Source organism: Pseudomonas sp. PDM24, from assembly GCF_019218905.1.
In the GTDB taxonomy this organism is placed as follows: domain Bacteria; phylum Pseudomonadota; class Gammaproteobacteria; order Pseudomonadales; family Pseudomonadaceae; genus Aquipseudomonas.
The window spans coordinates 110,491-133,325 of record NZ_JAHUWR010000004.1; the positions used below are offsets into that span (position 1 = coordinate 110,491).

At 55.3% G+C, this 22,835-nt stretch carries 24 protein-coding genes and 1 tRNA gene; 9 read left to right on the forward strand and 16 right to left on the reverse strand.

Features of this window, described 5'->3' with window-relative positions; translation table 11 throughout:
• The first annotated feature begins 31 nt into the window (after positions 1–31).
• From KW837_RS15110 to KW837_RS15120, 3 genes are read left to right on the forward strand one after another with little or no spacing between them, the layout of a single operon-like run.
• Positions 32–445: a GNAT family N-acetyltransferase gene (locus tag KW837_RS15110; protein WP_192346624.1), complete on the forward strand. Its 414-nt coding sequence runs from the start codon at positions 32–34 to the stop codon at positions 443–445.
• A complete protein-coding gene (locus KW837_RS15115; protein WP_008068738.1) occupies positions 442–1,158 on the forward strand; it encodes an AzlC family ABC transporter permease in 717 nt (238 codons plus the stop codon). The genes KW837_RS15110 and KW837_RS15115 overlap by 4 nt, the downstream gene beginning before the upstream one ends.
• On the forward strand, positions 1,137–1,454 hold the full coding sequence (locus KW837_RS15120) for an AzlD domain-containing protein (RefSeq protein WP_008068739.1): 318 nt from the start codon (positions 1,137–1,139) through the stop codon (positions 1,452–1,454). The genes KW837_RS15115 and KW837_RS15120 overlap by 22 nt, the downstream gene beginning before the upstream one ends.
• On the opposite strand, the gene KW837_RS15125 is transcribed toward KW837_RS15120, so the two are convergent.
• Positions 1,371–2,297: a LysR family transcriptional regulator gene (locus tag KW837_RS15125; protein WP_218396915.1), complete on the reverse strand. Its 927-nt coding sequence runs from the start codon at positions 2,295–2,297 to the stop codon at positions 1,371–1,373. The two genes, KW837_RS15120 and KW837_RS15125, sit on opposite strands and share 84 nt — an antisense overlap.
• Before the next feature lie 663 nt (positions 2,298–2,960).
• Here KW837_RS15125 and KW837_RS15130 point away from each other — a divergent pair.
• From KW837_RS15130 to KW837_RS15150, 5 genes are all read left to right on the forward strand, one after another.
• Complete coding sequence (locus KW837_RS15130) at positions 2,961–3,182, forward strand: 4-oxalocrotonate tautomerase family protein (protein WP_007897514.1); 222 nt, start codon at positions 2,961–2,963, stop codon at positions 3,180–3,182.
• A 42-nt stretch (positions 3,183–3,224) separates the two neighbouring features.
• Positions 3,225–3,935 (forward strand): SDR family NAD(P)-dependent oxidoreductase, encoded by a 711-nt coding sequence (locus KW837_RS15135; RefSeq protein WP_218396917.1) that lies wholly within the window; start codon positions 3,225–3,227, stop codon positions 3,933–3,935.
• Between the two features lie 133 nt (positions 3,936–4,068).
• Entirely contained in the window at positions 4,069–4,818 is a 750-nt protein-coding gene (locus KW837_RS15140; RefSeq protein WP_218396919.1) for a hydroxypyruvate isomerase family protein, read from the forward strand.
• A 244-nt stretch (positions 4,819–5,062) separates the two neighbouring features.
• Positions 5,063–5,461: a carboxymuconolactone decarboxylase family protein gene (locus KW837_RS15145; protein WP_007939479.1), complete on the forward strand. Its 399-nt coding sequence runs from the start codon at positions 5,063–5,065 to the stop codon at positions 5,459–5,461.
• A complete protein-coding gene (locus KW837_RS15150) occupies positions 5,427–5,783 on the forward strand; it encodes a hypothetical protein (RefSeq protein WP_256348806.1) in 357 nt (118 codons plus the stop codon). The genes KW837_RS15145 and KW837_RS15150 overlap by 35 nt, the downstream gene beginning before the upstream one ends.
• A gap of 415 nt (positions 5,784–6,198) precedes the next feature.
• Here the strand turns inward: KW837_RS15150 and KW837_RS15155 are convergent, their stop codons facing one another.
• The 12 genes from KW837_RS15155 to KW837_RS15210 all read right to left on the reverse strand — a co-directional run bounded on the left by KW837_RS15155 (position 6,199) and on the right by KW837_RS15210 (position 18,755).
• Complete coding sequence (locus KW837_RS15155) at positions 6,199–6,879, reverse strand: MAE_28990/MAE_18760 family HEPN-like nuclease (RefSeq protein ID WP_218396920.1); 681 nt, start codon at positions 6,877–6,879, stop codon at positions 6,199–6,201.
• Between the two features lie 3 nt (positions 6,880–6,882).
• Entirely contained in the window at positions 6,883–8,025 is a 1,143-nt protein-coding gene (locus KW837_RS15160) for a DUF262 domain-containing protein (protein ID WP_218396922.1), read from the reverse strand.
• Between the two features lie 62 nt (positions 8,026–8,087).
• Entirely contained in the window at positions 8,088–9,413 is a 1,326-nt protein-coding gene (locus KW837_RS15165; protein WP_218396924.1) for a DNA methylase, read from the reverse strand.
• A gap of 428 nt (positions 9,414–9,841) precedes the next feature.
• A complete protein-coding gene (locus tag KW837_RS15170) occupies positions 9,842–10,822 on the reverse strand; it encodes an integrase domain-containing protein (protein WP_218396926.1) in 981 nt (326 codons plus the stop codon).
• A gap of 912 nt (positions 10,823–11,734) precedes the next feature.
• Positions 11,735–13,057, reverse strand: coding sequence for an integrase arm-type DNA-binding domain-containing protein (locus KW837_RS15175; RefSeq protein WP_218396928.1), 1,323 nt, complete (start codon positions 13,055–13,057; stop codon positions 11,735–11,737).
• 172 nt (positions 13,058–13,229) lie between these two features.
• Positions 13,230–13,305 (reverse strand) — tRNA-Thr (locus KW837_RS15180).
• A 78-nt stretch (positions 13,306–13,383) separates the two neighbouring features.
• Complete coding sequence (locus KW837_RS15185) at positions 13,384–14,208, reverse strand: FkbM family methyltransferase (protein ID WP_218396930.1); 825 nt, start codon at positions 14,206–14,208, stop codon at positions 13,384–13,386.
• Between the two features lie 343 nt (positions 14,209–14,551).
• A complete protein-coding gene (locus KW837_RS15190) occupies positions 14,552–15,781 on the reverse strand; it encodes a methyltransferase (protein WP_218396932.1) in 1,230 nt (409 codons plus the stop codon).
• Complete coding sequence (locus KW837_RS15195) at positions 15,762–16,451, reverse strand: ABC transporter permease (RefSeq protein WP_123498398.1); 690 nt, start codon at positions 16,449–16,451, stop codon at positions 15,762–15,764. The genes KW837_RS15190 and KW837_RS15195 overlap by 20 nt, the downstream gene beginning before the upstream one ends.
• Positions 16,448–17,143: an ABC transporter permease gene (locus KW837_RS15200; RefSeq protein WP_008068748.1), complete on the reverse strand. Its 696-nt coding sequence runs from the start codon at positions 17,141–17,143 to the stop codon at positions 16,448–16,450. Before KW837_RS15200 ends, KW837_RS15195 begins: the two co-directional genes overlap by 4 nt.
• Positions 17,144–17,221: 78 nt before the next feature.
• Positions 17,222–17,968 carry an ABC transporter substrate-binding protein gene (locus KW837_RS15205; RefSeq protein WP_218396933.1) on the reverse strand — a complete coding sequence of 249 codons (747 nt, stop codon included), beginning with the start codon at positions 17,966–17,968 and terminating at the stop codon, positions 17,222–17,224.
• 13 nt (positions 17,969–17,981) lie between these two features.
• Positions 17,982–18,755, reverse strand: a complete 774-nt coding sequence (locus KW837_RS15210) for an ABC transporter ATP-binding protein (protein ID WP_046045546.1) — start codon at positions 18,753–18,755, stop codon at positions 17,982–17,984.
• A 552-nt stretch (positions 18,756–19,307) separates the two neighbouring features.
• On the opposite strand from KW837_RS15210, the gene gabP reads away from it, so the two are divergent.
• Positions 19,308–20,702: a GABA permease gene (gabP, locus tag KW837_RS15215; RefSeq protein WP_218396935.1), complete on the forward strand. Its 1,395-nt coding sequence runs from the start codon at positions 19,308–19,310 to the stop codon at positions 20,700–20,702.
• Between the two features lie 244 nt (positions 20,703–20,946).
• Here gabP and KW837_RS15220 read toward each other — a convergent pair whose 3' ends face one another.
• From KW837_RS15220 to KW837_RS15230, 3 genes are read right to left on the reverse strand one after another with little or no spacing between them, the layout of a single operon-like run.
• Positions 20,947–21,399 carry a hypothetical protein gene (locus KW837_RS15220; RefSeq protein ID WP_218396937.1) on the reverse strand — a complete coding sequence of 151 codons (453 nt, stop codon included), beginning with the start codon at positions 21,397–21,399 and terminating at the stop codon, positions 20,947–20,949.
• Between the two features lie 6 nt (positions 21,400–21,405).
• Entirely contained in the window at positions 21,406–21,822 is a 417-nt protein-coding gene (locus tag KW837_RS15225) for a hypothetical protein (RefSeq protein ID WP_218396940.1), read from the reverse strand.
• 37 nt (positions 21,823–21,859) lie between these two features.
• Positions 21,860–22,834 (reverse strand): alpha/beta fold hydrolase, encoded by a 975-nt coding sequence (locus tag KW837_RS15230; protein WP_218396942.1) that lies wholly within the window; start codon positions 22,832–22,834, stop codon positions 21,860–21,862.
• Position 22,835: the final 1 nt, after the last annotated feature.

Sequence of the window (22,835 nt, forward strand, 5' to 3'; positions counted from 1 at the left end):
GTTGCACATCGCTGAGTGCCCTGCACCGGTGATGCTGCAGCGCGCGACGGCCAAGGATGCCCAGCGCCTGGAGTGCTTCTTTCGGCAATTCGAAGAAGTGTCGTTCTGTGAATGGCAGGACGCCAAATGCCTGCGCGGTGTGTTGGTGCAAAAAACCACTGCGGCGTTCCTCGCGCTCGATATCCGTGGCGAAGTAGTCGGCGCGGTGTTGGGCGGCATGCTCGGCAGCCGTGGCACCATCAATCACTTGGCGGTGAGCCCGGTGTATCGCAGCCAGGGCGTCGGTCAGCGCCTGGTGGAAGCGGCGTCGGCAGACATGAAACGGGTCGGTGTGCTGCGGATGTTCCTGTTCGTTGACGATGCTAACCTTGCCGGCAAACGTTTTTGGAGTGCCCAGGGCTTTTGCGAGCCGCGTGGCGAAACGACCTTTGAGAGGGACTTATGAATGAGACGTCCAGCAGCCAGCCGCTGATGGTCGAGCCCCAGCCCTCGCGCACGTTTGCTGAAGCGAGCCCGGTTATTGCGGGCTACTTCACGGTGTCGTTTGTGTTCGGTTTGATGGCCGTCAATGCCGGATTGCCCGTGTGGCTGCCGGTCGCGATGTGCCTGTTCGTCTACGCCGGTGCCTCGCAGTTCGCCGCCCTGGCGCTGATCTCCAGCGGCGCGTCGCTGACCACCATCATCCTCACTACGTTTCTGATCAATGCGCGGCACATGCTGATGTCGGTCTACATGGCCAAGGCCTTGCAGGCGATGGGGCTCAGTCGTCTCGAGCGCTGGTGTTATGCCGGCGGGCTGACCGATGAATCGTTCGCCTTCCACAGCGTCAAACTGGGCAAGGGCACGCCGGTCAATGTGCGTTATCTGATTGGCTTCAATCTGTATTGCCACACGTCGTGGGTACTGGGTGGTTTGCTGGGAGCAATCTGCGCGCAGTACGCGGCGCACCTGATCAAATATCAGCTCGACTATGCGCTGACCGCGATGATGCTCTACGTGCTGGTATCGCTGTGCAACACCCGCAATAAACTGATCGCCGCACTGGCCGCGGTCGCCTGCATGGGTGTCCTGAGCCTGATCGGCAGCTCACCCTTCAACGTATTCATCGCCACATTCGTGGGCTGCGGGGTGGGTGTATGCCTGACCAAACGTTCCTGATCCTGGTCGTCGTGCTAATGATGGCCGTGACGTTCCTGCCGCGTGCATTGCCGCTGCAAGTGAACACCGACCATTGGCCGCCCTTCGTCGCCAGGGCGCTGGAATACCTGCCGGTGGCGATCGTCGCTGCAATCAGCCTTACGCCGCTGTTGATCAAGGATCAGCAGGTGCAGCTCGATCGCCCGGAATTCTATGCAGCGATTCCGACGTTGTTATGTGCGTATTTCAGCAAAAACCTCTTTCTCAGTGTGGCGGTTGGGACGGCTGCGTACATTGCGCTCGGGTCGTTCATGTAGTGATAGAGCGACCACGTCGTTCAAGGCCTGGCCCGACAACTCGGGATTATTGACCGCCAACCGCACTTCGAGGGAATCCTCGAAACCCGGGAAAATGGTCAGGCCGTTACGCAGCGCCGCTTCACGGGAAACCATGCCAAGGCCGTCCATTTGTGTGATCAACGACAGGGTCAGGGTCTCGCTGCAGGAATAGATCATCCGCTTGCCTGACTCGTAATTACCAAGGCCGGCGTCGAGAAAACGCAAGAAGCTGTGGGAATACGGACAATCATCGGCAGGACGAACCTGAAACTTATTGCCGAGCAGCATCAGCGGATCGTTTTCCTGACCGCAATGGGCACCGACCACCTGCACCTGTACATGGGGCAGGGCAATGCTGGGTAACCCCGGTTGTTGCGGGCCGATCAGCACGGCCAGGTCGAAATCCTCATTCTTCAACTTGCTGAGGTTTTCCATCGACTCGGCGTAGCTGAATTCCAGTTGATAATCAGGAAACACCTCAATGAGGCGTCCGATCATTCGCCGGTTGAAGTCGGCCGAGAGCGTGGTGTTAAGCGCAACCTTGAGCGTGCGCTGCCCAGGCACTTTGAGCGCGGCGACTTTTTCTTCCAGTTGCCGCGTGGCGACCAACACTTTGTCCATGTAGGGCGTGAGCTCCGTGCCCTGCGTTGTCAGGGTCAGCCCCTTGTTGGAGCGACGAAACAACCGAAAACCGAACTGCTCTTCAACCTTGTTCAACTGCGCGGCCAATGCCTGCACGGTCAAACAGGAATGCTCTGCCGCCGCCGACAATGAGCCGGTCTGCACAATGCGCATGAGGTTACGTAAGGTTCTGCTATCCATTTGGGTAATGCCCTCTGAAGTGGGCTGGCTATTGTTGTGTACCTGGCCGCCGGGTGGGCGTCGGTCGCGTGCTGGCTATGATCCTGCACCTGAGCATGCTTGTCCCGAGTTTAGTAGCGAAATGATTCTGCGTCCGATGGTTTGAGGCTTACACAGGATCGGGGTTTTGGTGGCAGGTAGGTGATCAGGGGGCAAAAAAGGCCCGGATGGGGGGAGGTGTGGGCGTTTTTTGGCAGCAGCTAAACCTTTTTCCAAGGCAAAAAAAAGCAGCCTGATCAGGCTGCTTTCGTGAATAGGTGCTTGATATTGTGCTCCCTCAAGCAGGGGAGGAGAGGTTTACCCGAGCGCTGATTTTCAGGTCATCAACGGGGCTCCTACATCGACTATCGCCACCTGAAGGCAGTCGGTTTCGCGCTCTCGATTAAATTTTCTTCCCGTGTGACGCGGGTGTCAACGGGTGTATTTGACCGTGTGTCGGCGTCTTTTTTGGGGGGCGGAAATCTCTTTTCAATAGTCTGCGCATGATGATGTGTTCCCGGCAACTCATTACACCACGTCACTAATGATGTTCCCGTCCCCACCTTTATCCCCCTGACCCAACCTCATACATTCCTCTCCAACGCCTCCCCATCATCCCGATGAGAGGGCCACTGGAGATTCCTCATGCCTTTCGTAAGCGTACGCATCACCCGCGATGGCGTTACCTCCGAGCAGAAAGCTCAGGTGATCGCCGAAATCACTGAAACCCTGGAACGCGTCCTCAACAAACGCCCGGACCTGACCCACATCGTGATCGAAGAAGTCGACACCGATAACTGGGGCTATGCCGGGATCACCACTACCCAATACCGCAAGCAACTGGCTGAAGCGCAGGGGCAGTCATGACCGCGTCCGTCAAAACCATCATTCAGTAGTAGAGGGTTCATCATGAGCAATTCGAAAAAAGTCATCGTTATTACTGGCGCCTCTCAAGGTCTTGGCGCAGGCATGGTCAAGGCCTTCCGTGATCTCGATTACCGGATTGTCGCCACTTCGCGTTCGATCCAGCCATCCACCGACCCGGACATCCTTACCGTTGCCGGCGACATTGGCGACCCGGCGATCGCCCAGCGAGTCATCCGTGAAACGATCGAACGTTTCGGCCGTATCGATACCTTGGTCAACAACGCCGGGATCTTCATCGCCAAGCCATTCACTGCCTACACCCCTGAGGACTATGCCGCGGTGCTGTCGGTGAACCTGAATGGTTTCTTCTACATCACCCAACTCGCGATCACCGAGATGGAAAAACAGGGCAGCGGCCACATCGTCAACATCACCACCAGCCTGGTGGACCACGCGATTGACGGTGTGCCGTCGGTGTTGGCCTCATTGACCAAAGGTGGGTTGAACGCGGCGACCAAATCCTTGGCCATTGAGTACGCCAAGCGTGGCATTCGGGTGAATGCGGTTTCCCCGGGCATCATCAAGACGCCGATGCATGGTGAGGAAACTCACGAAGCACTGGGAAGTTTGCATCCGGTTGGGCACATGGGGGAGATCAACGATATTGCTCAGGCTGTGGTGTATCTGGACAGCGCCAACTTTGTCACCGGGGAGATTCTGCATGTTGATGGCGGGCAGAGTGCCGGTCACTGAGACCTGATTTACACCCCAGAAGCAACAAAGCCCTCGCATTGCTGCGAGGGCTTTGTTTTGATGCAGTGCTGGAGCAGCGAAGGATGCTCCAGGCTGATGATTTCATTTCTTCCCAAGGATGGATATTTATCTAATGCTCAAGTTCAACGCTCATCTCGGTTTCCAATTCAATGAATTGCCTTTTCTGCAACGCATCGAAGCCGCCGCCGCAGCGGGTTTTCGGGCAGTGGAGTTCCCGTCGCCCTATGAATTCGACGCGAGCCTCCTGGCAGACCACCTGGCGCAATACAGTCTGCCGTTGATTCAGTTCGCCGCACCGGCGGGCGTTACCAAAGGCATCGCTGCCTTGCAGGGCAAGGAAGAAGAGTTTCGCCACGGTTTGCTCCAGGCCGCCCGCTATGCAAAGGCGCTGGCATGTTCGAATGTCCACATCATGTCTGGTGTTACGACGCAGGATGACGCAGGACCTATCTTCGGAGGCAACCTGGAGTATGCCGTCAAGTACTTCGAGGATCAGGGATTGCGGCCGCTTATCGAAGTAATTTGTACGCAAGAGATGCCGGGCTATTACATGTCTGACTTCAGCAAGGCGCAACAGGTGCTGGAGACCTTTCCGAGTGTCGGGCTGATTCTCGATCTTTACCATGCCCAGCTTTTGACCGGAGATGCGGCAGATGTTCTGGCTCGGTTTTATGACAGAACCGTCCATGTGCAAATTGCCGACTGCCCGGGGCGTCACGAACCGGGAACAGGGAACGTCGACTTCGCAGCTTTGTTCGCCGCGCTGGAGCAGCGTGGCTACACAGGATGGATCGGGTGTGAATACCGTCCTTCCGGTGCCACTGTTGCGAGCCTTGACTGGATTAAACAGTTAAGTGCTTAGCGCTTGCGATGCGGACGGGATTCGCATCTACGAGCGTTCAGAGCAAACCCGCCAAGTTCTATAACTTCAGGTTCTTAGTGGTACGTCATTGCGTCCAAAAAAACTAAATCCATCCTGTTGTTTCTACGATGTTTAAGAATTCATTGCTGGAGTCGTGCTGCTGCCGGCTCTGGCATGGCCGCCAGCGAACTAAACTAGTTGTATCTCTGTAGCAGATGTCTCTCCAGAGGTAAGGAGGTGTCAAATGGCCATTCGTGATACCTATCAGGAAATTGAGCAAACCCTGGGTCTGGTACCGGAGTGGATCAAGCAGATGCCGGAAGGCGGAGCGATCGGATTCTGGGGCGTGGCCCGGGACTTCTGGCTGGCGGATACCAAGATTCCTAATAAGTACAAGGAGTTGATAGGTCTGGCGGTTTCCGGGGCGACCCGTTGCAAGTATTGCGCCCTGTTCCATACCGAAGCCGCGCGCTTGTTTGGCGCGAGCGATGAGGAAATTTCCGAAGCCAGCTTTATGGGCTCGCTGACCATGATGGGCAGCACCTTTATTAACGCCCAGCAGATCGATTATGAGCAGTTCCGGCAGGAAACGCTGAGTATCGTCCGGTATGTCAAAGATCACTCGCAACCCAAAGCCGCTTAAGCCGTTGCGCGAACCTGCCCTTCGCCAACTGACGAAGGATAAGTTGATTGCAATCACCAGCGATGGTCTTAGGACCACCGCTCGGTGGCAAGCGGCTGTGCTGCGAGCCATCAGCGAACTAATGCAATACAGCGATACCGCCCGCGAAGAAAACCAAGACCTGCGCATCCCCTTCGCCAAAGCACTCCATGACCTCTATGCCGGACAGAAGTCCGACGCCGAGTTGACGGAAATGGTGCTTCTGATGCTGGAAGTGGAAACCGCCCCCTTGCTCGGCAAAGGGACCCACGCAGGAGCGGCATCCGGGAACAACAACCTCTGAGAAGTGGAAAAGGGACAACTTTATTTTCCCAGATGGAAATCGTCGTATCCCTGGTTCGAGCAAAAAAGACCCGCACGATTTGAGCATGCTGACGATGCCAACCTAGGCTTGGTGGGTGTATTGGTGTGCATTTCAGGTGGGTGCAGTCGCTCGTCAACGTCATGCTGAAGCGAATGTGTAATGGCAGGCGCGCAGGCGAATTTGGTGGGGCTATCAAGGTCGGGTGGAAGCAGATTCTCCAACCCCAGAAACAACAAAGCCCTCGCATTTCTGCGAGGGCTTTGTTTTGTATGGTGCGGCACCAGGAGTCGAAAAATTAGCTAACACAAGGTAAATTAAGGTTTTTTTTATTATTTATTTACGTACTATCTCAAAAAATACCCTTTTTGAAGTTATTGTAGTGAGGTTCTTATGATTAAGAGAACTGCGCAAGGCGGACGCCAATCGTCATGTCTATGCATTCGCCTAATGCTCTAAACCTATCAATATAATCTATTAGGTCGGCGCCGGAAGGCGGTGTCTGATGGCGTCCGGTATGAGCACATACATTTCGCATCTCGATGAAGGATGTTAAAAACATATCAAGTCGACCGTGAGATTTATTTAAATCGTTTATCAAATTCCATCCCTTTTCGATTTCAAGCCCTGAAAGCAACATCGAAATTGTATCCGTTCCGGGATTGGACTTTGTATTAGCAAAAGACTCCCAAGCAAGATAGTATTTGGATTGGTCAAGCGAACCAAGCCGCCTGGTGAGGTCTTGGGATATCGATGTTGATTTGAGTTTTTTGTCTTTTTTACTCGCTGAAACTAAGGCGTCCGCCCCTCCGGAATAGTGCTTTAGCTGCATGCTAAGCGGTATTGTAGTCAGGGGTTTATTGAGGTCGTTAATTGACTCAATATGCTCTTTAATAACATTCTTTAAGTAGCTCTCAAAATACCCGGACAGCAGAACGATAATGGAGCAGCTAACTGCGTTTGTGCTGGCAAGTTGGCTCGGTTTCAGAGCTGCTGGAGAGGAGAGCGATTGGGCAACTGTCTCGATGGTGTCTAAAGAGGATAAAAATTCATCTGTAGCAACAAAGCAGTTAGTCATAGCTCATGCTTTCTTATTTAGGTGTGAGCTGAACATCGCTCTTGCTTTATTGATTCGTGTTTTAATTGCGCCTTTGCCATTTGTGCCGCTTGATATAGCTTTAAGGAAATCTGCGTCATTGCATAGCTTTGAAAAGTCGGCCTTTATATTTGTGGCGATCTCTTCAGTGATTAAGGCAGGCTCATAATCTGAGAGGCCAATCATTATCGCTTCAGCAATAGGAAGAGATGGAGGGCCTTTCATCATTTTTGAAGGGTTTCTGAAAGAGTTTTTTCCGAAAACGGTGACACTATTCAATACAGCGCGTTCGAAGCGTTCTGCATCTTTTACTGCTAAGTCTGGATCCGCTATATAAAGCTTATTGCGCTCTTCCATGAACTCGCTAAGGAAATCCTTGAATGTAGTATCCATTTTTTCGGGATCAGACAAAGCGAAAAATCGCAAAACAATCGAAAGATCGATCATTTTTTGATATATTGGGTTCGATTGAGCCTCAATTGCGTCAACAGGAATTTCCCATGCTTTACAGAACTCGGGATGTCGTGAAAGCTTGTGTAGAGCGTCAGTGAATGGCCCCCTAAAAACAGCATTCCTAACTTCCATCTCGTTAGCTTTGACGCCACCTGTATTTAGGCGGTCAAAGACATCATACTTAATGGCTGATGAGGATTCATTAAGTAAGGCAATAGCTGACAGGAACCGTCTCGTGAGGTGTTTGTCCAGCCCTCTTTTGACGAGGTCATTAAATCGGAGTCCATTTAAGTCATCCCAGACGTCCAGCCCCTTCAAGGTTAACGTATTGTCTAGAAAATTCTGTATTGCAGTAAGCCGCTGCCTGCCATCTAAAACGACATAAAACCCATATTCATCCTCTCCCAAAAACACCGGTGGAATCGGGACGTTCATTAGGAGTGATTCAATTAGACGGGATTGACGCTCCTCATCCCAACGATCACGACGTTGGAACTCAGGGTTGATTTTTATGTTGTCTGCAAGCATTGAAGGTAGAGTAGAAATAGGGATGTCAAGTTTTTGGGTGACAATCTGGCGCATCTGAGCTTTATATTTTTTTTCGAAACCTGAAAGCCCTTCTCCCTCTGGTTCCATGTCAACAATATCGTTGTCTGCAATGTTTGAATCGTTCATCTGTTTTCTCTCTATCACTGCAGCAATTGGATGATGCGCTTCATAAAAATATCAGGAATACTTTAATGTTTTTGAAAACACAGCACGCTTTCAGTTGTATTTCTACTGTTAAGGTATTTTTTTGATTTTAGATTCACGCCAACCATGGAGCGTGATGTTTTAAAGTCTTCACGACGGACAATCTCCAATCCGAACGCGCTTGCCATTTCAGATGTTATCGTTGGGACATCGTTATGGACTTCTTTATAATAGGAATCTTGTGCAACCAAGAAGCAGAGCTTCCCTGGTTTCAAAACTCGGGAGATTTCGCTGAGCGAGCGTGATAAAGAAGCGAAATACTGTAAGTGGTTTTTGAAATAATATCCTTTTGATGCTTTAGAAGGATGATTATATAAGGCGTCTAGGAAATTAACGCATGTCGTTCCCCATTTGCCATCAACGGGGCTCGCGGTTCGTTCGACAGTTGAGGTGCCTGTAAGGCCTCTACGAAGTAGGTCGAATTCCCTTTGCTCACATCTAATTACTGCCAATTCGATAGTAGTGGATACGGCATAGTCGATTCTAGTGCAATAGGGAGGTGAGGATACGATGGCGTCGACTGAATTGTCATGCAGTGTAATATTTTCCGCATTACCAATCTGAAGCTTAACGCTTGATTCCGCATCTCTGGAGATAGCTTCGAAAGAGCTTTCCCGAGAAATCAAAATTTTGACTTCTTCTATAAAGGCCGTGAAGATTGAGTCCAGCGAAGGACGCTTACGATTAAGCTTTGTTTTCGGATGCTTTACCCATGTTGGATTGGATGGGATGAAGTCGATAAGCAGTTTTCTCACAGTCCGGAATAGTGATACGTAGAAAAAAGCGGCTAACGGCGAAACTAGATCCATCGCCAGATTATTATCTAGTTTCACATATGCGTCATTTGAAACAAGAAAGCTATTGATTTTTGACTCTAAATTTCGAATTGGTGTCGCGCTGCACGCGGAGAACCATTTTAATAGTGGATCGCTCGTACTGCCCTTGTACGAACTAGTAGTGATGCGCGCTTGTTCAACTAGTGATTTTGCTATAGCAACTAGGCTCGGGTGCTCAAGCGGCGAAAGCAATCGTGCTTTAGCAACCAAAACCATGGAAGGGTTTAAATCAAAACCAATAGAATCAAAACCATTAGTAAATGCCGAGCGTGTGGTCGTTCCGCTCCCATTCCAAGGATCGAAAATAATGGAGTTTTGGCTCAATCCGAGTGTTGATAGCAGATTATTTGAGAATTCGCTGGAGTAGCCCGCGTAGTACGGAAATATCCTTGACTCTTTCGACGATTTAGGATCTTTATAAAGTTTTGGGTTCGATACCGCTATGCTGTCGATGGAGGTCGAGTGGAGTTGCATGGGATACGACTCTTCATGGTGCAAGGTGGGGCATTGACCAGAGTAGGTAGCAGTGATGGGCCTTGTGTCTGGGATCCGCGATATTTGATTTTACGCCACACAGTTCAGGATTTCCACTTAGGACCGTCAGTCGGGATGGGGCCTATTTACCTTGGTAACATGACCAAAAACCCACGGTTTTCCCAAGCGCAGAGCTACCAATGTTACGGTTAACTCGTAGTAATACCTTGTGGATTTGGCTTTCTGCGCCTGGATGTACCTTAGAAACCATTCCAAGTGCTTTCGCTGCCATGTCCAAGGGTTGTCTCGTTGCCACCGTCCTGCAATCGCGTTCTGAATTAATCTAGCTTGGCGTATATGACGTTGGCGTGTGCTATTCGATCCGGTCAGGACGCCTTCGAGGAACAGTTCCATATCGAATGGCTTGCTCATGTTCGGCTCCCGATGTAAGCAGAAACTACATCGATACGACCGTGCCCCAGCTCATAGCTGATTTGTGCTCGGGCCTTCTGATCGAGGTGTCGGTCGAGTTGGTAGTAGCTGCCACCGTTGATGGGCGCAGGATGCTGGGTGATTTGCTCATAGCGTTCGCACGCATAGGCTGCCCGCAATTCGTGGAAGCCTTTGAGGTCGTGCTGATGGATGATGTCCCGTGCCGGGCGGACGATTCCCTGCAAGAAATCGAGGTAGCGTTCGTTCGGTGCAAGCAGGTTGCGGCTACCGTCGGGCGAGACCTTTTCGGCAAACCTCAGTGCGTTACGAATATGATCATCTACCGTAATCCAACGAGGTGCTGACGCGCCTGAACGGCCGCCTTTGGTGCCGTCTTGGATGTTGATCTTGCCGAATTGCTTGGCTTCATGTTTTAGACGGGGTAGGTCCGCCAAAATGGCCTCGCGTAAGCGCATGCCTGTGGCTCGCGCCAACTGAGCGATGGCCGCCGTGCGCGGCATTTGGTGTTCGCAGAGCACGTCGACGATCTGCTTGACGTGTTCGCGGTCTTGGCCTTGCGGCACCGAGTGACGAACACTGGTGCGCCGCATTCCTAACGCCTTGCTCGGACTCACGACCTTCACATACTGATCACCGCGAAGCGCAGCCATGGTCCGGTTCACGCTGGACAATCGGTTTTGCGCGGTGGCGATGGCGAACTCACCTTGTTCAACTTGCTGACGTAGATGTCCGGCGTAGTCTAACAAGGTCTGCCGATCAATCTGCCGCGCATCGTTAAACCCGGGCCCATCCTCCGACCGACACCAGCGCACAAACGCCTGCCAGCGATCACTGTACGTCTTGACCGTGCCGTAATGCCCGTCGCCAAATAGATCTTTTAGCGCTTGCGGTCCGGCGTAACTCAGTTGTCGCCCATAGCCAAAATTGCGCCCATTTCGCCTGCCCACCAGTGCCATGATCAAACTCCTCTTGAAGCCAAACCTTTAAAGCCAATCCCCACGTCATCCCGCCACGAATGTTGAGTGTTATCAGGGATCGAGGCCCCTGCGACCTGTGAGGGTTGTCCACTAACGCGGGACTGGCGGCTCTTTACGACCGGGAGCTTGGGCATCTCATGATCTGGCCTCCTGAGCACTCCCGAAGAAGTGGGCGGGTGGAGGCTGCACTGGCTGACGAGACCAATGCCGCGAGATCCTGAGTCGGGTGAAGGCAGTGAAGCGATGACCGGGGCGTGCCTGACTGTCAGTCAGGTGCAGTCCATTCCGTGGGCTGCGGCACCATCATCTACATCGCTGTTACTGGTGATTTCGGTATTTGTCACGCCGATTGTCACGAGGGGGAATGCCGCAAAGCCTTGGACGAGTTGGGCTGCAGCAGCGGTAGGAGCGCCCGTCTCTTTCCGGAAGAAAGAGACGGGCGCAGGTTGGCGCAAGGAAATGGCCAAGCGGATAGGTTGCTGCAGGGCGGCTATGAAAGGGAATGAGTTGCCGCAGTGGGCACGCTGGTAAAAGTAGGCATCCATCACATCGCTGTGACCGTGCGAGCCGCCGGACGCTAATCGCACTTTGGGAGAACCACCACGGTGTGGCGTAGCCTCAAAGGTTCTGGCTACCTGGGGTTGCTGTCGACGACAGCGCTTTGCCCTATCTTTTCTACGCCTGTGGATAATTCGGGTCAAGACTCGAATTTTCGGGAGTTCTGCGGCTGTGGATGAAATTATCCACCGGTGGAAATCAGTGGTTTTCCACAGACTGTTGCGCGGGCTTTAGATTTTTTAAGTGAGGTCCATCCAAGCAGGGCGGCTTTGCAGCCCTGTTTGGATGGACCCGCGTGGACAAGCGAATCACTGAGATATAAAGACCGAGCGCTTACTCGGTTGCGCCACGTTTTGCTTTTAGGCGAGTGACGTTCGCTCCGGTCTGGTTCGCGAATTCGTGTGGAGTGACATGCTCCTGCCGGTTGGCCTCCAGATACCGACTCCACCAGTTCATGATCAGCCTGCGTTCCTCGATGAACTCGGCCTTGTGGATGTAAGCGGCGCGGACGTTGTTGCGTTCTTTGTGGCTCATCTGCCTTTCAATGGCAGTCTCGGACCATAGTCCTGACTCGATCAGTGCGCTGCAGGCCATCGAACGAAACCCATGTCCGCAGATATCGGTTTTGGTGTCGTATCCCATCGTCCGTAACGCGTTGTTCACGGTATTTTCGGACATGGGTTTCCAGGGCTTGGCATCGCCTGCAAACACCAGGTCGAACTTACCGGTGAGGGCGTGGATCTGTTCAAGCAAGGCCACCGCTTGCGGTGATAAGGGTACAAGGTGGATGTCCCCGGCCATCTTCGTACCCCTTGTGGAAAAGGGTACTCCCTCCAGCGCTGGCCGAGTGTCTGGGATTTCCCAGGTGCCGCGCTTGAGGTCGAACTCGCTCCAGCGTGCGAAACGCAGCTCGCTGGAGCGTACAAACACATGCAGCGACAGCATCACCGTCAGACGGGTAAGTGCCCGGCCTTTATAGGTGTCGATCCGCTCCTGCAGTTCCGGCAGTCGCGATAAGGGTAGAGCGGGGCGATGTACCACCCGCGGGGCTTTGATCGAGCCTTCGAGATCGTAAGCAGGGTTTATGGTGATAAGCCGGAGGCGCTTTGCCTCGCGCATGATGCTCTGCAGGTAGTTTTGTACCCTTAAAGCAACGTCGATCGTTCCGCGCTTCTTGATCGCTTCCAAGGGCTGCATAAGGTCATGGGTGTCGAGATCAACAATGGCGCTTGCGCCGATCAGCGGGAATACGTGGGTTTTGAGGCGGCTCATCACTGTCTTGGAATGGCCTGGTGCCCACTTGGCCGACATTTCCGTGTGCCAGTCCAGCGCAACGCTTTCAAAGGTTCTGCCTTTGATCACAGCTTCCGCCTTGGCTTGGTGCTTGGTCTCTATGGGATCAATGCCATCCGCCAGCATTCGCTTGACCTCCAAGCGCTTGCGGCGCGCATCGGCGAGGCCAATGACGGGGTAGTTGCCGAACGAGGTCAGTCCTTCCCGTCCGTCAGGTTTGACGTAACGGAGCCGCCAGCCTTTGCGGCCATTGGGTTGGACTAGGAGATAGAGGCCATCGCCGTCGAAAAGCTTGTAGGCGCGGTCTGTAGGTTTTGCCAAGCGGCAAGCTGCGTCGGAGAGCGGAGCTGTGGTGCGCGACATAAGGGTACTCCCTTTTATCGAAGTGACCTGTATCCCAAACTCTACCCTTAAAACGGTTGGAATCCACCAGTTTCTGACGGAAACCGATGGAACCCCAAAACGAAAAAACCCGCCAGAAGGCGGGTTTTTCGGGGGTTTCAGAGATTTTGAAAGCCTTCTCTGGAACCTTGTATGGTGCCGGCACCAGGAGTCGAACCCGGGACCTACTGATTACAAGTCAGTTGCTCTACCAACTGAGCTATACCGGCATGTTAGGGCGACGATTATAGCGATTGGGTTGGTTCTGTAAACCCCTGAATTCAGACTATTTTTACGCAGGCGTTTGGTCAGGCGCGAACCAGCACTTTCTTGAGTTTCTGCAGGGCACGCCAGGCTCGGCTGTTTTGCATCGCCCGCAACTGCGCTTCGGCGTGTTCGGCGCGTTGCAGGGCGGCAGCGAGGTGGTTTTCAGCGTCGGTGATGGGGTGGCTGAAGTTGTGGCCGCGGCAGAACTGGAATTCGTCCAGGTTGCAGGGCGGGATGTCGAAGGCGGGTTTGAGGGCCAGGTGTTCTTCGGCGAGGTAGTAAGTGTTGATGCCGTCGAACAGGATGGACTGGTAGCCGGCGCCGGTGACGAGGGTTTCCCAGGTCTGGTCGCGTTCCCATGGGGTTTCGATGAGGATGATCCACGGTCGCCATCGGGTGAAGTCCATGCCGCGCAGAACGGTTTCTTCGTGGCCTTCGACGTCGATCTTCAAGAAATGAATCGGACGGTTCCCGGCGTGTTGTTCGCAGATGGAGGCCAGGGTGCGGGATTTGACGGTTTGGCTGCGCACGTCCATACCGGCGTCTTTGTGTTGCTGGGCCAGGGCCGGGTCAAGGGTCGACAGGCCGGTGCCGGCGATGCCGTAAAAGGTCAGGTCGTCGGCACTTTCGCCGGCCACGCATTGCAGGTTGATGTCGTTGGGGCGTTGCTCGCACAGGGCGTCGTAATAATTTGGCATGGGTTCGACGTTGATGCCGGTCCAGCCGCGGTCATAGAAGGCCTTGGTGACGGAGTCTTGGGTGGGGTGGTTGGCCCCGATATCGATATAAAAGCCATTTTCGACGTATTTGAGGGCGCGCCACAGGCGGATGTCTTCGAAATTCTGGGCGTAAGAAATGAACGTCACGGTTGCATCCTGTCGGTCAGATTTTTCTTGTTCATGTCCGCACTGTCGGCGTCCTTGTATGCGTGTATAGCAAGGGACGTTGCAAGGTGCAATTTTCCGCTATGGATGTCCGGTATTCGGCGGTTATGTCGTTTTGATGAAATGCTTATGCACAATGGGCTAGGGGCGATTGCCTGTTCATTACGATTTTGTAGACTCGTTCTCATTTGTCCGCAAATGCCTGTTTTGCGGGTTTTTTATTTGTGTGAACAAAAAATGACCAGCAGTGTTTAAGGCGTAAAACGGCGCGGATATTGGATCCACGATAATTCCATCAACAGAGTTATCCACAGGCTGTGGCTATTTAAGGACGTTCTGCCAGGAGTAGGAAATTGCGCGGCGTGAGTGGAGTTTTACAGAAGGTGCCGAGACGAACGGCGTAACCCTGTTCAATGAGGAAAAGTGCCCGATCAAGTACCAGCCACAGCTCCAGCGGCCGTCGGAAAAGGCCTCGCAGCAGCTCCAGGTTGCGCACTTCGGCCAATCGCTGCCAACCGGCGGTTTCGAGTGTAGTCCAATCTGGGGCACCAACTGTGGATAAGTCTCTGAGTGCTGCCAGATCGCGGCAGTAATCGGCGAAAGGCTTGTCCAGCCAGGCGCTGGGCAGGGAAGGGGTTGGCAGGTATTCGTCGACGCCGCGCAGTTGCCGTTGCAGCAAGTCGAACGCCAGACGCCGGGCCATGGAGGTGTCGCGCTGGTGTCGGACGCGAGCGCCGGCGGTGACGGTTTCGCTCATCGGCAGCGCAAGATCATCAAGGGAGAGACGTAGGTGGGAGCGCTCAGCCGCACAGGAAAGCGGCTGATAGGTGTCCAGACTGATCCGGTTGTAGCAGCACGGTGCGATGGCCAGTTGTTTGCAACCGGCGGCGCTGGCGAGCTGGATCAGCCGCACATGCAGATCACCGCAGGCGTGCAGCGCTACGGGCGTGTGATCGGCTTTCAATAAGGAGGCTGTGCCTGGCGCGAGCACATCCTGCTCGACATGCAGCGCATGCAACTGATGACGCTGGCTGAGTGCCTGGCCGCTGGCGACGAGCGCCGGGTCGAACTCCAGGCAGGTCAGTTGTTGCCCGGTTTGCAACAGGCGTCGCCCCAAATGGCCCTTGCCCGAACACCAATCCAGCCAATGCGTCGGTGCATGAGCAAACTGCAGGCGACCGGCGAACGCTTCAATCTGCTGCCATTTGCGTCCCGGCACATCCACATTCAATCGATGACCTGCCGCTTCAAGTGTACGAGCTGGTAATTCACCCACCGTGCTCAGGTCAGCAGACATCGCCGCCAATGAGGCAAATGGCTCCGGCGCATCAAGCAAACAAGGTTGGTTATGACTGCTTTCCGCATCCTCCAGTGACCGTCCGCGTAGCCAAAGCGCCAACTCCGGGTAGGACGCTTCCCAAGGCAGTTGCAGGTGGGTAAACGGTCGAGGTTTCCATAGCGCTTGATGCTCGATCAGAAAAGCATCCAGCGCGGTGAAACGGGCGAGCAGGGGCTCGCCCGTCAGCACGCAGGAATCAACGCCCTTGGCAGGCATCGACGCGCAGCCAGCGCTCCAGCAGCTTGAAGCCACGAACCAGCACGTAAGCCATCAGCAGATAGAACATGCCCGCGGCGAAGAAGATCTCCACCGGCAAGTAGGTGCGGGCGATGATGGTGCGAGCCATGCCGGTTAATTCCAGCAAGGTCACGGTGCTGGCCAGGGCGCTGGCCTTGAGCATCAGGATCACTTCGTTGCTGTAGGCCGGCAGGCCGATGCGCGCCGCACGCGGCAGCATGATGTAGAACAGCGCTTTGGCCCGGGACATGCCCAGCGCCCGCGCCGCTTCAATCTCGCCCGGTGGAATGGCCTGGATCGCGCCGCGCAGGATCTCGGCGATATAGGCCGCGGTGTGCAGGGTCATGGTCGCCGTGGCGCACCAGAACGGACTGCGTAGGTAGGGCCACATCGAGCTGTTACGCACCGCGTCGAACTGCGCCAGGCCGTAGTAGACCAGGAACAGCTGAACCAGTAACGGTGTACCACGGAAAAAGAAGATGTAGCCGTAGGGGAATGCCCGCACGTACCAGAGTCGCGACGAACGAGCGATGCCCAGTGGAATCGCCAGCAGCAACCCGGCGATCACGGCGATAGCCACCAGTTCCAGGGTCAGCGTCGCGCCCTGAGCCAGTTTTGGCAGCCACTTGATGATGACTTCCCAGTTCATTGGGTGCTCCTCGCGAAGCCGCGAGCGGCACGTCGCTCCATAAAGTGCATGCCGGTCATGGCCAGAATGGTCAGACCCAGATACATGAAGGCGGCCACCATATAGAAGGTGAACGGTTGCTTGGATATGGTCACGCCGATTTGTGTGTGACGCATGATTTCTTCCAGGCCGATGACGGAGACCAGCGCAGTGTCTTTCATCAGGATCATGAACAGGTTGCCCAGGCCGGGAAGGGCGATGCGCCACATCTGCGGCATGATCAGCCGGGTAAAGATGCGAAATTTCGACAGGCCCAGGGCCACGCCGGCTTCACGGTGACCCTTTGGGATTGCCAGAATTGCACCGCGAAACACTTCCGTGGCGTAGGCGCCGAAGCACAGCCCCAGCGCAATCACGCCGGCGGCGAAGGCGTTGAGTTCGAGGTCGGGGTTGCCGAAGAACTCGCCCAAGGCACGCATCAGGTTGACTGTGCCGAAGTAGATCAACAGCACCCAGAGCAATTCCGGGATGCCGCGAACCAGCGTGGAATAAGTGCCGCCAAGCCATTGCAGCGGCTTGTACGGGGAAGTCTTGGCCAAGGCGCCGAGCAGACCGAGCACCAGCCCCAGGCACAAGGCCGAGAGTGCCAGTTTCACAGTCATCAGCGCACCAGCGGCGAGCGCCGGGCCGAATCCGTAGAGGTCGATAATCATGGATTTCTTTTCAAATCGCGGCAGGCAATGCGAAGGACCGGCGCCGTCAGAAAACGGCGTCGGCCAAGCAGGTCAGAATCAGTAGATGCTGAACGGGAAGTACTTGTCGTTGATCTTTTTGTAGGTGCCGTCAGCGACGATTTCTTTCAGCGCAGCGTCCAGCTTCTCGCGGATCGGGTCGTTCTTGCGCACAGCGATACCGATCTTGTCGCTTTCTTCCACCGGATCGCCCTTGAATTCGTAAGCACGACCGGCGTCGCTTTTCAGCCATTCGTAGTTGACGTACTTGTCGGCCAGGATGGCGTCCAGACGACCCGAAGTCAGGTCCAGGTAGGCGTTTTCCTGGGTGTCGTAGAGTTTGATTTCGACACCTTCCATGTTGTCTTCCAGCCAGGTGCCGGCCAGGGTCGCGCGTTGAGCGCCGATAACCTTGCCTTGCAACGAAGCCTTGTCGGTCTTGAAGTCGACGTTTTTCGGTGCGATGAACTGCAGCTTGTTGGAGTAGTACGGGGCGGTGAAGTCCACTGCTTGCTTGCGCTCTTCAGTGATCGACATCGAGGAGATCAGGAAGTCGAATTTCTTGGCGTTCAAGGCCGGGATGATGCCGTCCCAGTCGGAGGTGACCACGGTGCACTCGACTTTCATCTTGGCGCACAGGGCATCGCCGATATCTTTGTCGAAGCCGACGACATTGCCACTGGCATCTTTGTTGTTGAACGGCGGGTAGGCCGCTTCGATGCCCATCTTCAAGGTCTCGGCGGCGGCACCGGCGCTGAAGGCCAGGGTGACAGCAGCGGCCAGGAAGATTTTTTTGTAGTTCTGCATGCGGGTAGCTCCGTTAGCGGTTGCTGGACATGAATTGTTTGCAGCGTGCCGAAAGCGGGTTTTCAAACACCTGCTGCGGCGATCCTTGTTCTTCTACCAGGCCTTGGTGGAGGAACACCACTTCGCTGGAAACCTGACGGGCAAAGCCCATTTCATGGGTCACGAGCAGCATGGTGCGGCCTTCTTCGGCCAATGCGCGGATGACATTAAGTACTTCCTGGACCATTTCCGGGTCAAGGGCGGAGGTGGGTTCGTCGAACAGAATGACCTTGGGCTGCATCGCCAGGGTGCGGGCGATGGCTGCGCGTTGCTGCTGGCCGCCGGAGAGTTGCGCCGGGTAAGCGTGGCGTTTGTCAGCGATGCCGACCTTGGCCAGTAAGGCTTCGGCGACTTCAATGGCTTCGGCCTTACTCTGCCCGAGTACGCGGCGCGGGGCTTCAATGATGTTGTCGAGCACGCTCATGTGCGGCCAGAGATTAAAGTTTTGAAATACGAAACCGATCTCGCTGCGCAGGCGATTGATCTGCTTGCCGTCGGCAGCGATCAGTTCGCCGTTTTTGGCGGCTTTGAGCTTGAGTTCTTCGCCGGCCACCAGGATCTGGCCCTGATGCGGGTTTTCCAGCAGGTTGATGCAACGCAGGAACGTGGACTTGCCGGAACCGGAGGAACCCAGGATCGAGATCACATCGCCGTCGCGGGCGGTCAGCGAGATGCCTTTGAGCACCTCAAGCTGTCCGTAGCGTTTGTGCAAGTTGCGGATTTCAAGCGCGGGCGTGGCCTCAGCCATGTGCGTTCCTCATAGTGTTTTGCGCTCCTGCTATTGGCGGCCTTCCTGGCGAGGCGGCCAAGCTAGCATAGCGTTCGAATGGCAGCCAACAGCGCTATGGACGGTAAACGGGTGGCATGTGGCAGGTTGTCGCATCGGCACAGCAGACTGTCGCCCCATCAACAACCGAACAGCCGTTTGAACACGCCTGGACGTGGCTGTCGCGTAAAAAAAGGCGCGATGTTGCCAGCTTTGGCGGGGTGTTGGAAGCGCCAACCGGACAAACGTACCCGAACTGCACTTTTATTGTGCGTACCTGTATTTCTTGATGTGTTTTTGGTGCGCAGATTCGTTACTGAAGTGGGTGGCAGAGTAACGCTCTGGCGAAATGCCATTAATCTCAATGACTTGCGATAACTGCTCGATCAGCGTGCAGGCCCCGTGTAACGGGCGCGTGAAACATTTTGGCGCAATTATTGCGTGCAGAATAAGAAACGCCCTGTTGGATTCTTTTTACGAGAAGGGATTTCAGGCCGGGCCGACGTCATCGCTTTACTTGCAAAGGTAGTTTTAATGAGCAGTAGCCAAAGCTCCTCCAATGGCCTTGAACAGGGGCTAAAACCGCGTCATGTGACCATGCTGTCGATCGCCGGGGTTATCGGCGCCGGCCTGTTCGTCGGCTCCGGCCACGCCATTGCCGCTGCTGGCCCGGCCGTGCTGTTGGCTTACGCGGCCGCCGGTGCCTTAGTGGTTCTGGTCATGCGAATGCTCGGCGAGATGGCCGTTGCATCGCCAGACACAGGGTCCTTCTCGACGTACGCCGATCGCGCGATTGGTCACTGGGCCGGTTTCACCATCGGCTGGCTCTACTGGTGGTTCTGGGTTTTGGTCATCCCGCTGGAGGCTAACGCTGCCGCGACCATTTTGCATGCCTGGTTCCCGAACGTGGCGATCTGGGCGTTCACACTGGTCATCACATTATTGCTGACGGTGACCAACCTGTTCAGCGTGAAGAACTATGGTGAATTCGAATTTTGGTTCGCCTTGGTCAAAGTCATCGCGATCATCGGTTTCATCGGCCTCGGCATTCTGGCGATTTTCGGCTTCCTGCCGACCAGCCAGGTCAGCGGCGTGTCGCATTTGTTTGACACTCAAGGCTTCCTGCCAAACGGCATGGGCGCGGTGCTGGGTGCCATCCTGACCACCATGTTCTCCTTCATGGGTACCGAGATCGTGACCATCGCGGCTGCGGAATCGAAGAACCCTGGCCAGCAGATTTCCAAGGCTACCAACTCGGTGATCTGGCGGATTGGCTTGTTCTACCTCGTCTCCATCTTCATCGTTGTGGCCTTGGTGCCATGGAATGACCCGATTCTGGCCAGTGTCGGTTCCTACCAGACTGTGCTGGAGCGCATGGGTATCCCGAATGCCAAGCTGATCGTCGATATCGTGGTTCTGGTTGCGGTAACCAGCTGCCTCAACTCGGCGCTCTACACTGCTTCGCGCATGATGTTCTCGTTGGGCAAACGCGGCGATGCGCCGGCCGTTTCCCAGCGCACCAATAGCAGCGGCACACCTTATTGGGCCGTGATGCTGTCGACCGCAGCTGCGTTTCTTGCAGTGTTCGCTAACTACGTGGCCCCGGCCGCTGTATTCGAATTCCTGCTGGCCAGCTCGGGCGCCATCGCGTTGCTGGTGTACCTGGTAATTGCGATTTCGCAACTGCGTATGCGCAAGCAGCGTATGGCTCGCGGTGAAAAAATCGCCTTCAGCATGTGGCTGTTCCCGGGCCTGACCTACGCAGTGATCGTATTCATCGTTGCGGCCCTGACCATCATGCTGTTCCAGGAAGCCCATCGCGTGGAGATCCTCGCGACCGGCCTGCTAAGCGCACTCGTGGTGGCGGCGGGGTTGCTGGTAGCTCGCCGTCGTAAGCTGCAGAAAGTGGGCGCGGTGGTGCTGAACTGATCCGTTCCGCGTAACGCAAAACGGCCGCTGTCAGTGATGACAAGCGGCCGTTTTTGTTTCCAATCAAGCAACAGCGCAAAACTTGTAGCAGCTGGCGAAGCCTGCGTTCGGCTGCGCAGCAGTCGTAAAAACCTGCTCGCGAGGTCATCCTGATAAACCGCGTCGCCTGACTTCACGACTGCTGCGCAGCCGAACGCAGGCTTCGCCAGCTGCTACAGATCGTGTTACGGCTTAACGCCGGCGTTTACTCGGCCTTTTCTTCCTGGACATCCAGCGACTGGCGATAACTGTCCAGCGCATCGCCAAAGTCAGTGATGAACTGCGGGTCGGTCAGCCAGGCCTGGGCGGCGTCGCGGTCCATACCATCAGCCCACATGCGGTAGTCGATCAGCATGTCGGCGGCCAAATGTGTGGCGGCCATGGCTTCGTTGTCGGCGTTTTCCATGTCCAGCAGTTCTGGATGGTCGCTGATGATTTCGGCGAGGTCTGACAGCAGGGTCAGCAGCATGTCGTTGCGGCTGGTAGCCTCGGCGTCACGCATTTTGCTGAACATCGCCAAGGTGTATTCCGGGATCGGCTCACCGATGTCGCCCAGATCATCGTCCAGTGCGGCGGGTTTTCTGCCGTGGATATTGATTTGCTTGGCTTTGATTTTGGCGCGTTTGGCGCGTTTCTGTTGCTTGTTCAGGGATGCCATGGGAACTCAGTCTGGTTTCTGTTGGGTTTGGGCTGCGATAGTGTCGGACGCCGCCACGTAGTCAGCCTGGAAGGCCGCAGATTCGATCCACGCCAGGGCGCCGGCTTCGTCAGTCTCGGTGGACCATTGGCGGTATTCGATCAGTGCCGCGAGGATGAAGTCCATTGCGCCTTCTTCGCCTTCCTGCTCGTACACCAGTTCCAGCAGCGGGTCTTCGAGGAAGGCTGCGCACATCGCTTGCTGACTGATTTTTTCGGCGTCGATCATTTTCTTGAACAGTTCGGTCAGGTCCACCGATTCGAAGTCGATGCGATCGTCGTTCGGGTCCAGCTCGACCGGCGCGGCAGCTCGCTGGGTGCGGTTCTGCTTGGCCTTGGCTTTGGCGCGGGAGGCGCGTTTGTTCTGCTTGTTGGCGGAGGCCATGGGCGTCGTTCCGTAATTCATTGAGGGGGCGCATCCATCAACTGCGTGGCACTCGCCGCCCGGGTGTATCGGGGGCCAGCTCGCCGGTCTGCAGCCAGGACAATGCAATGGGCCATAGTGTGGCTTGGTATGCGCTACGAAAAAAGGCGAAATGTCCGACTTCTTCTTCGCCGATGTCTTCGGGGGTGATTCGCAGGTGGGTGTTTGTACTGCCAGTGAAGTAGTCGAGCAGGCGTTCGATGGCCGCAATGGTGCCATAGGGATCGTCGCTGAGGCTGATCGCCAGGGTTTGGGCGGTGACATTGGCGAAGGGCAGCTGACCGTTTTTGGCGTGGATGACACGACCGCTGGGGCGTTTCTCGTATCGGGCGGTGGGCATGCTCCAGTCGCGGACTACACCGGCCGGGGTGTCTTCGAGCCAGCCGAGGCGTTTGCCGGGAAAATAGCCATAAAGCAGGGTCATCAATGGCATCGTCACGTGCCACTTCCCAAACATTCGCCAGCGATGGGCGGGGGCATAGTCGCGCCAGTAAGCGAACTGCGCACCCACCGTCACCAGGCGTCGGATCACATGCCCCGAGGCGCCCAACCCTGCCGCACAACCGCCGAAGCTATGGCCGACGACATTGATGGGTTGTTCTGCAAACTCGCGTTGCGCCCTTTGCAGCATCGCCTCGAAATCCAGCGCGCCCCAGTCGGACCATGAGGCCTCAAGCCCCTTCAGCGACACAGGGCGCGACTCGCCGATGCCGCGGTAGTCATAGGTGATCACGTCGAAGCCATTGGCGAACAGGTAATCGGCGAAGCGCGAGTAGTGTCGGCAACGGACTGAAGTAGCGGCGTTGATGATCACCACTGGACGGGTTGGGTCTTGATTCGCATGCCGCCAGGTGAAGCCGCCAAGGATGAAGCCGTCGGCGGCGGGTTCGTTGAAAGATTCACCAGGTGTGCCGGTGGGTAACGGCAATTCAAGTTGCGTCGGGGCCAGTGAGGGCATGTCCTGCAAATTCATC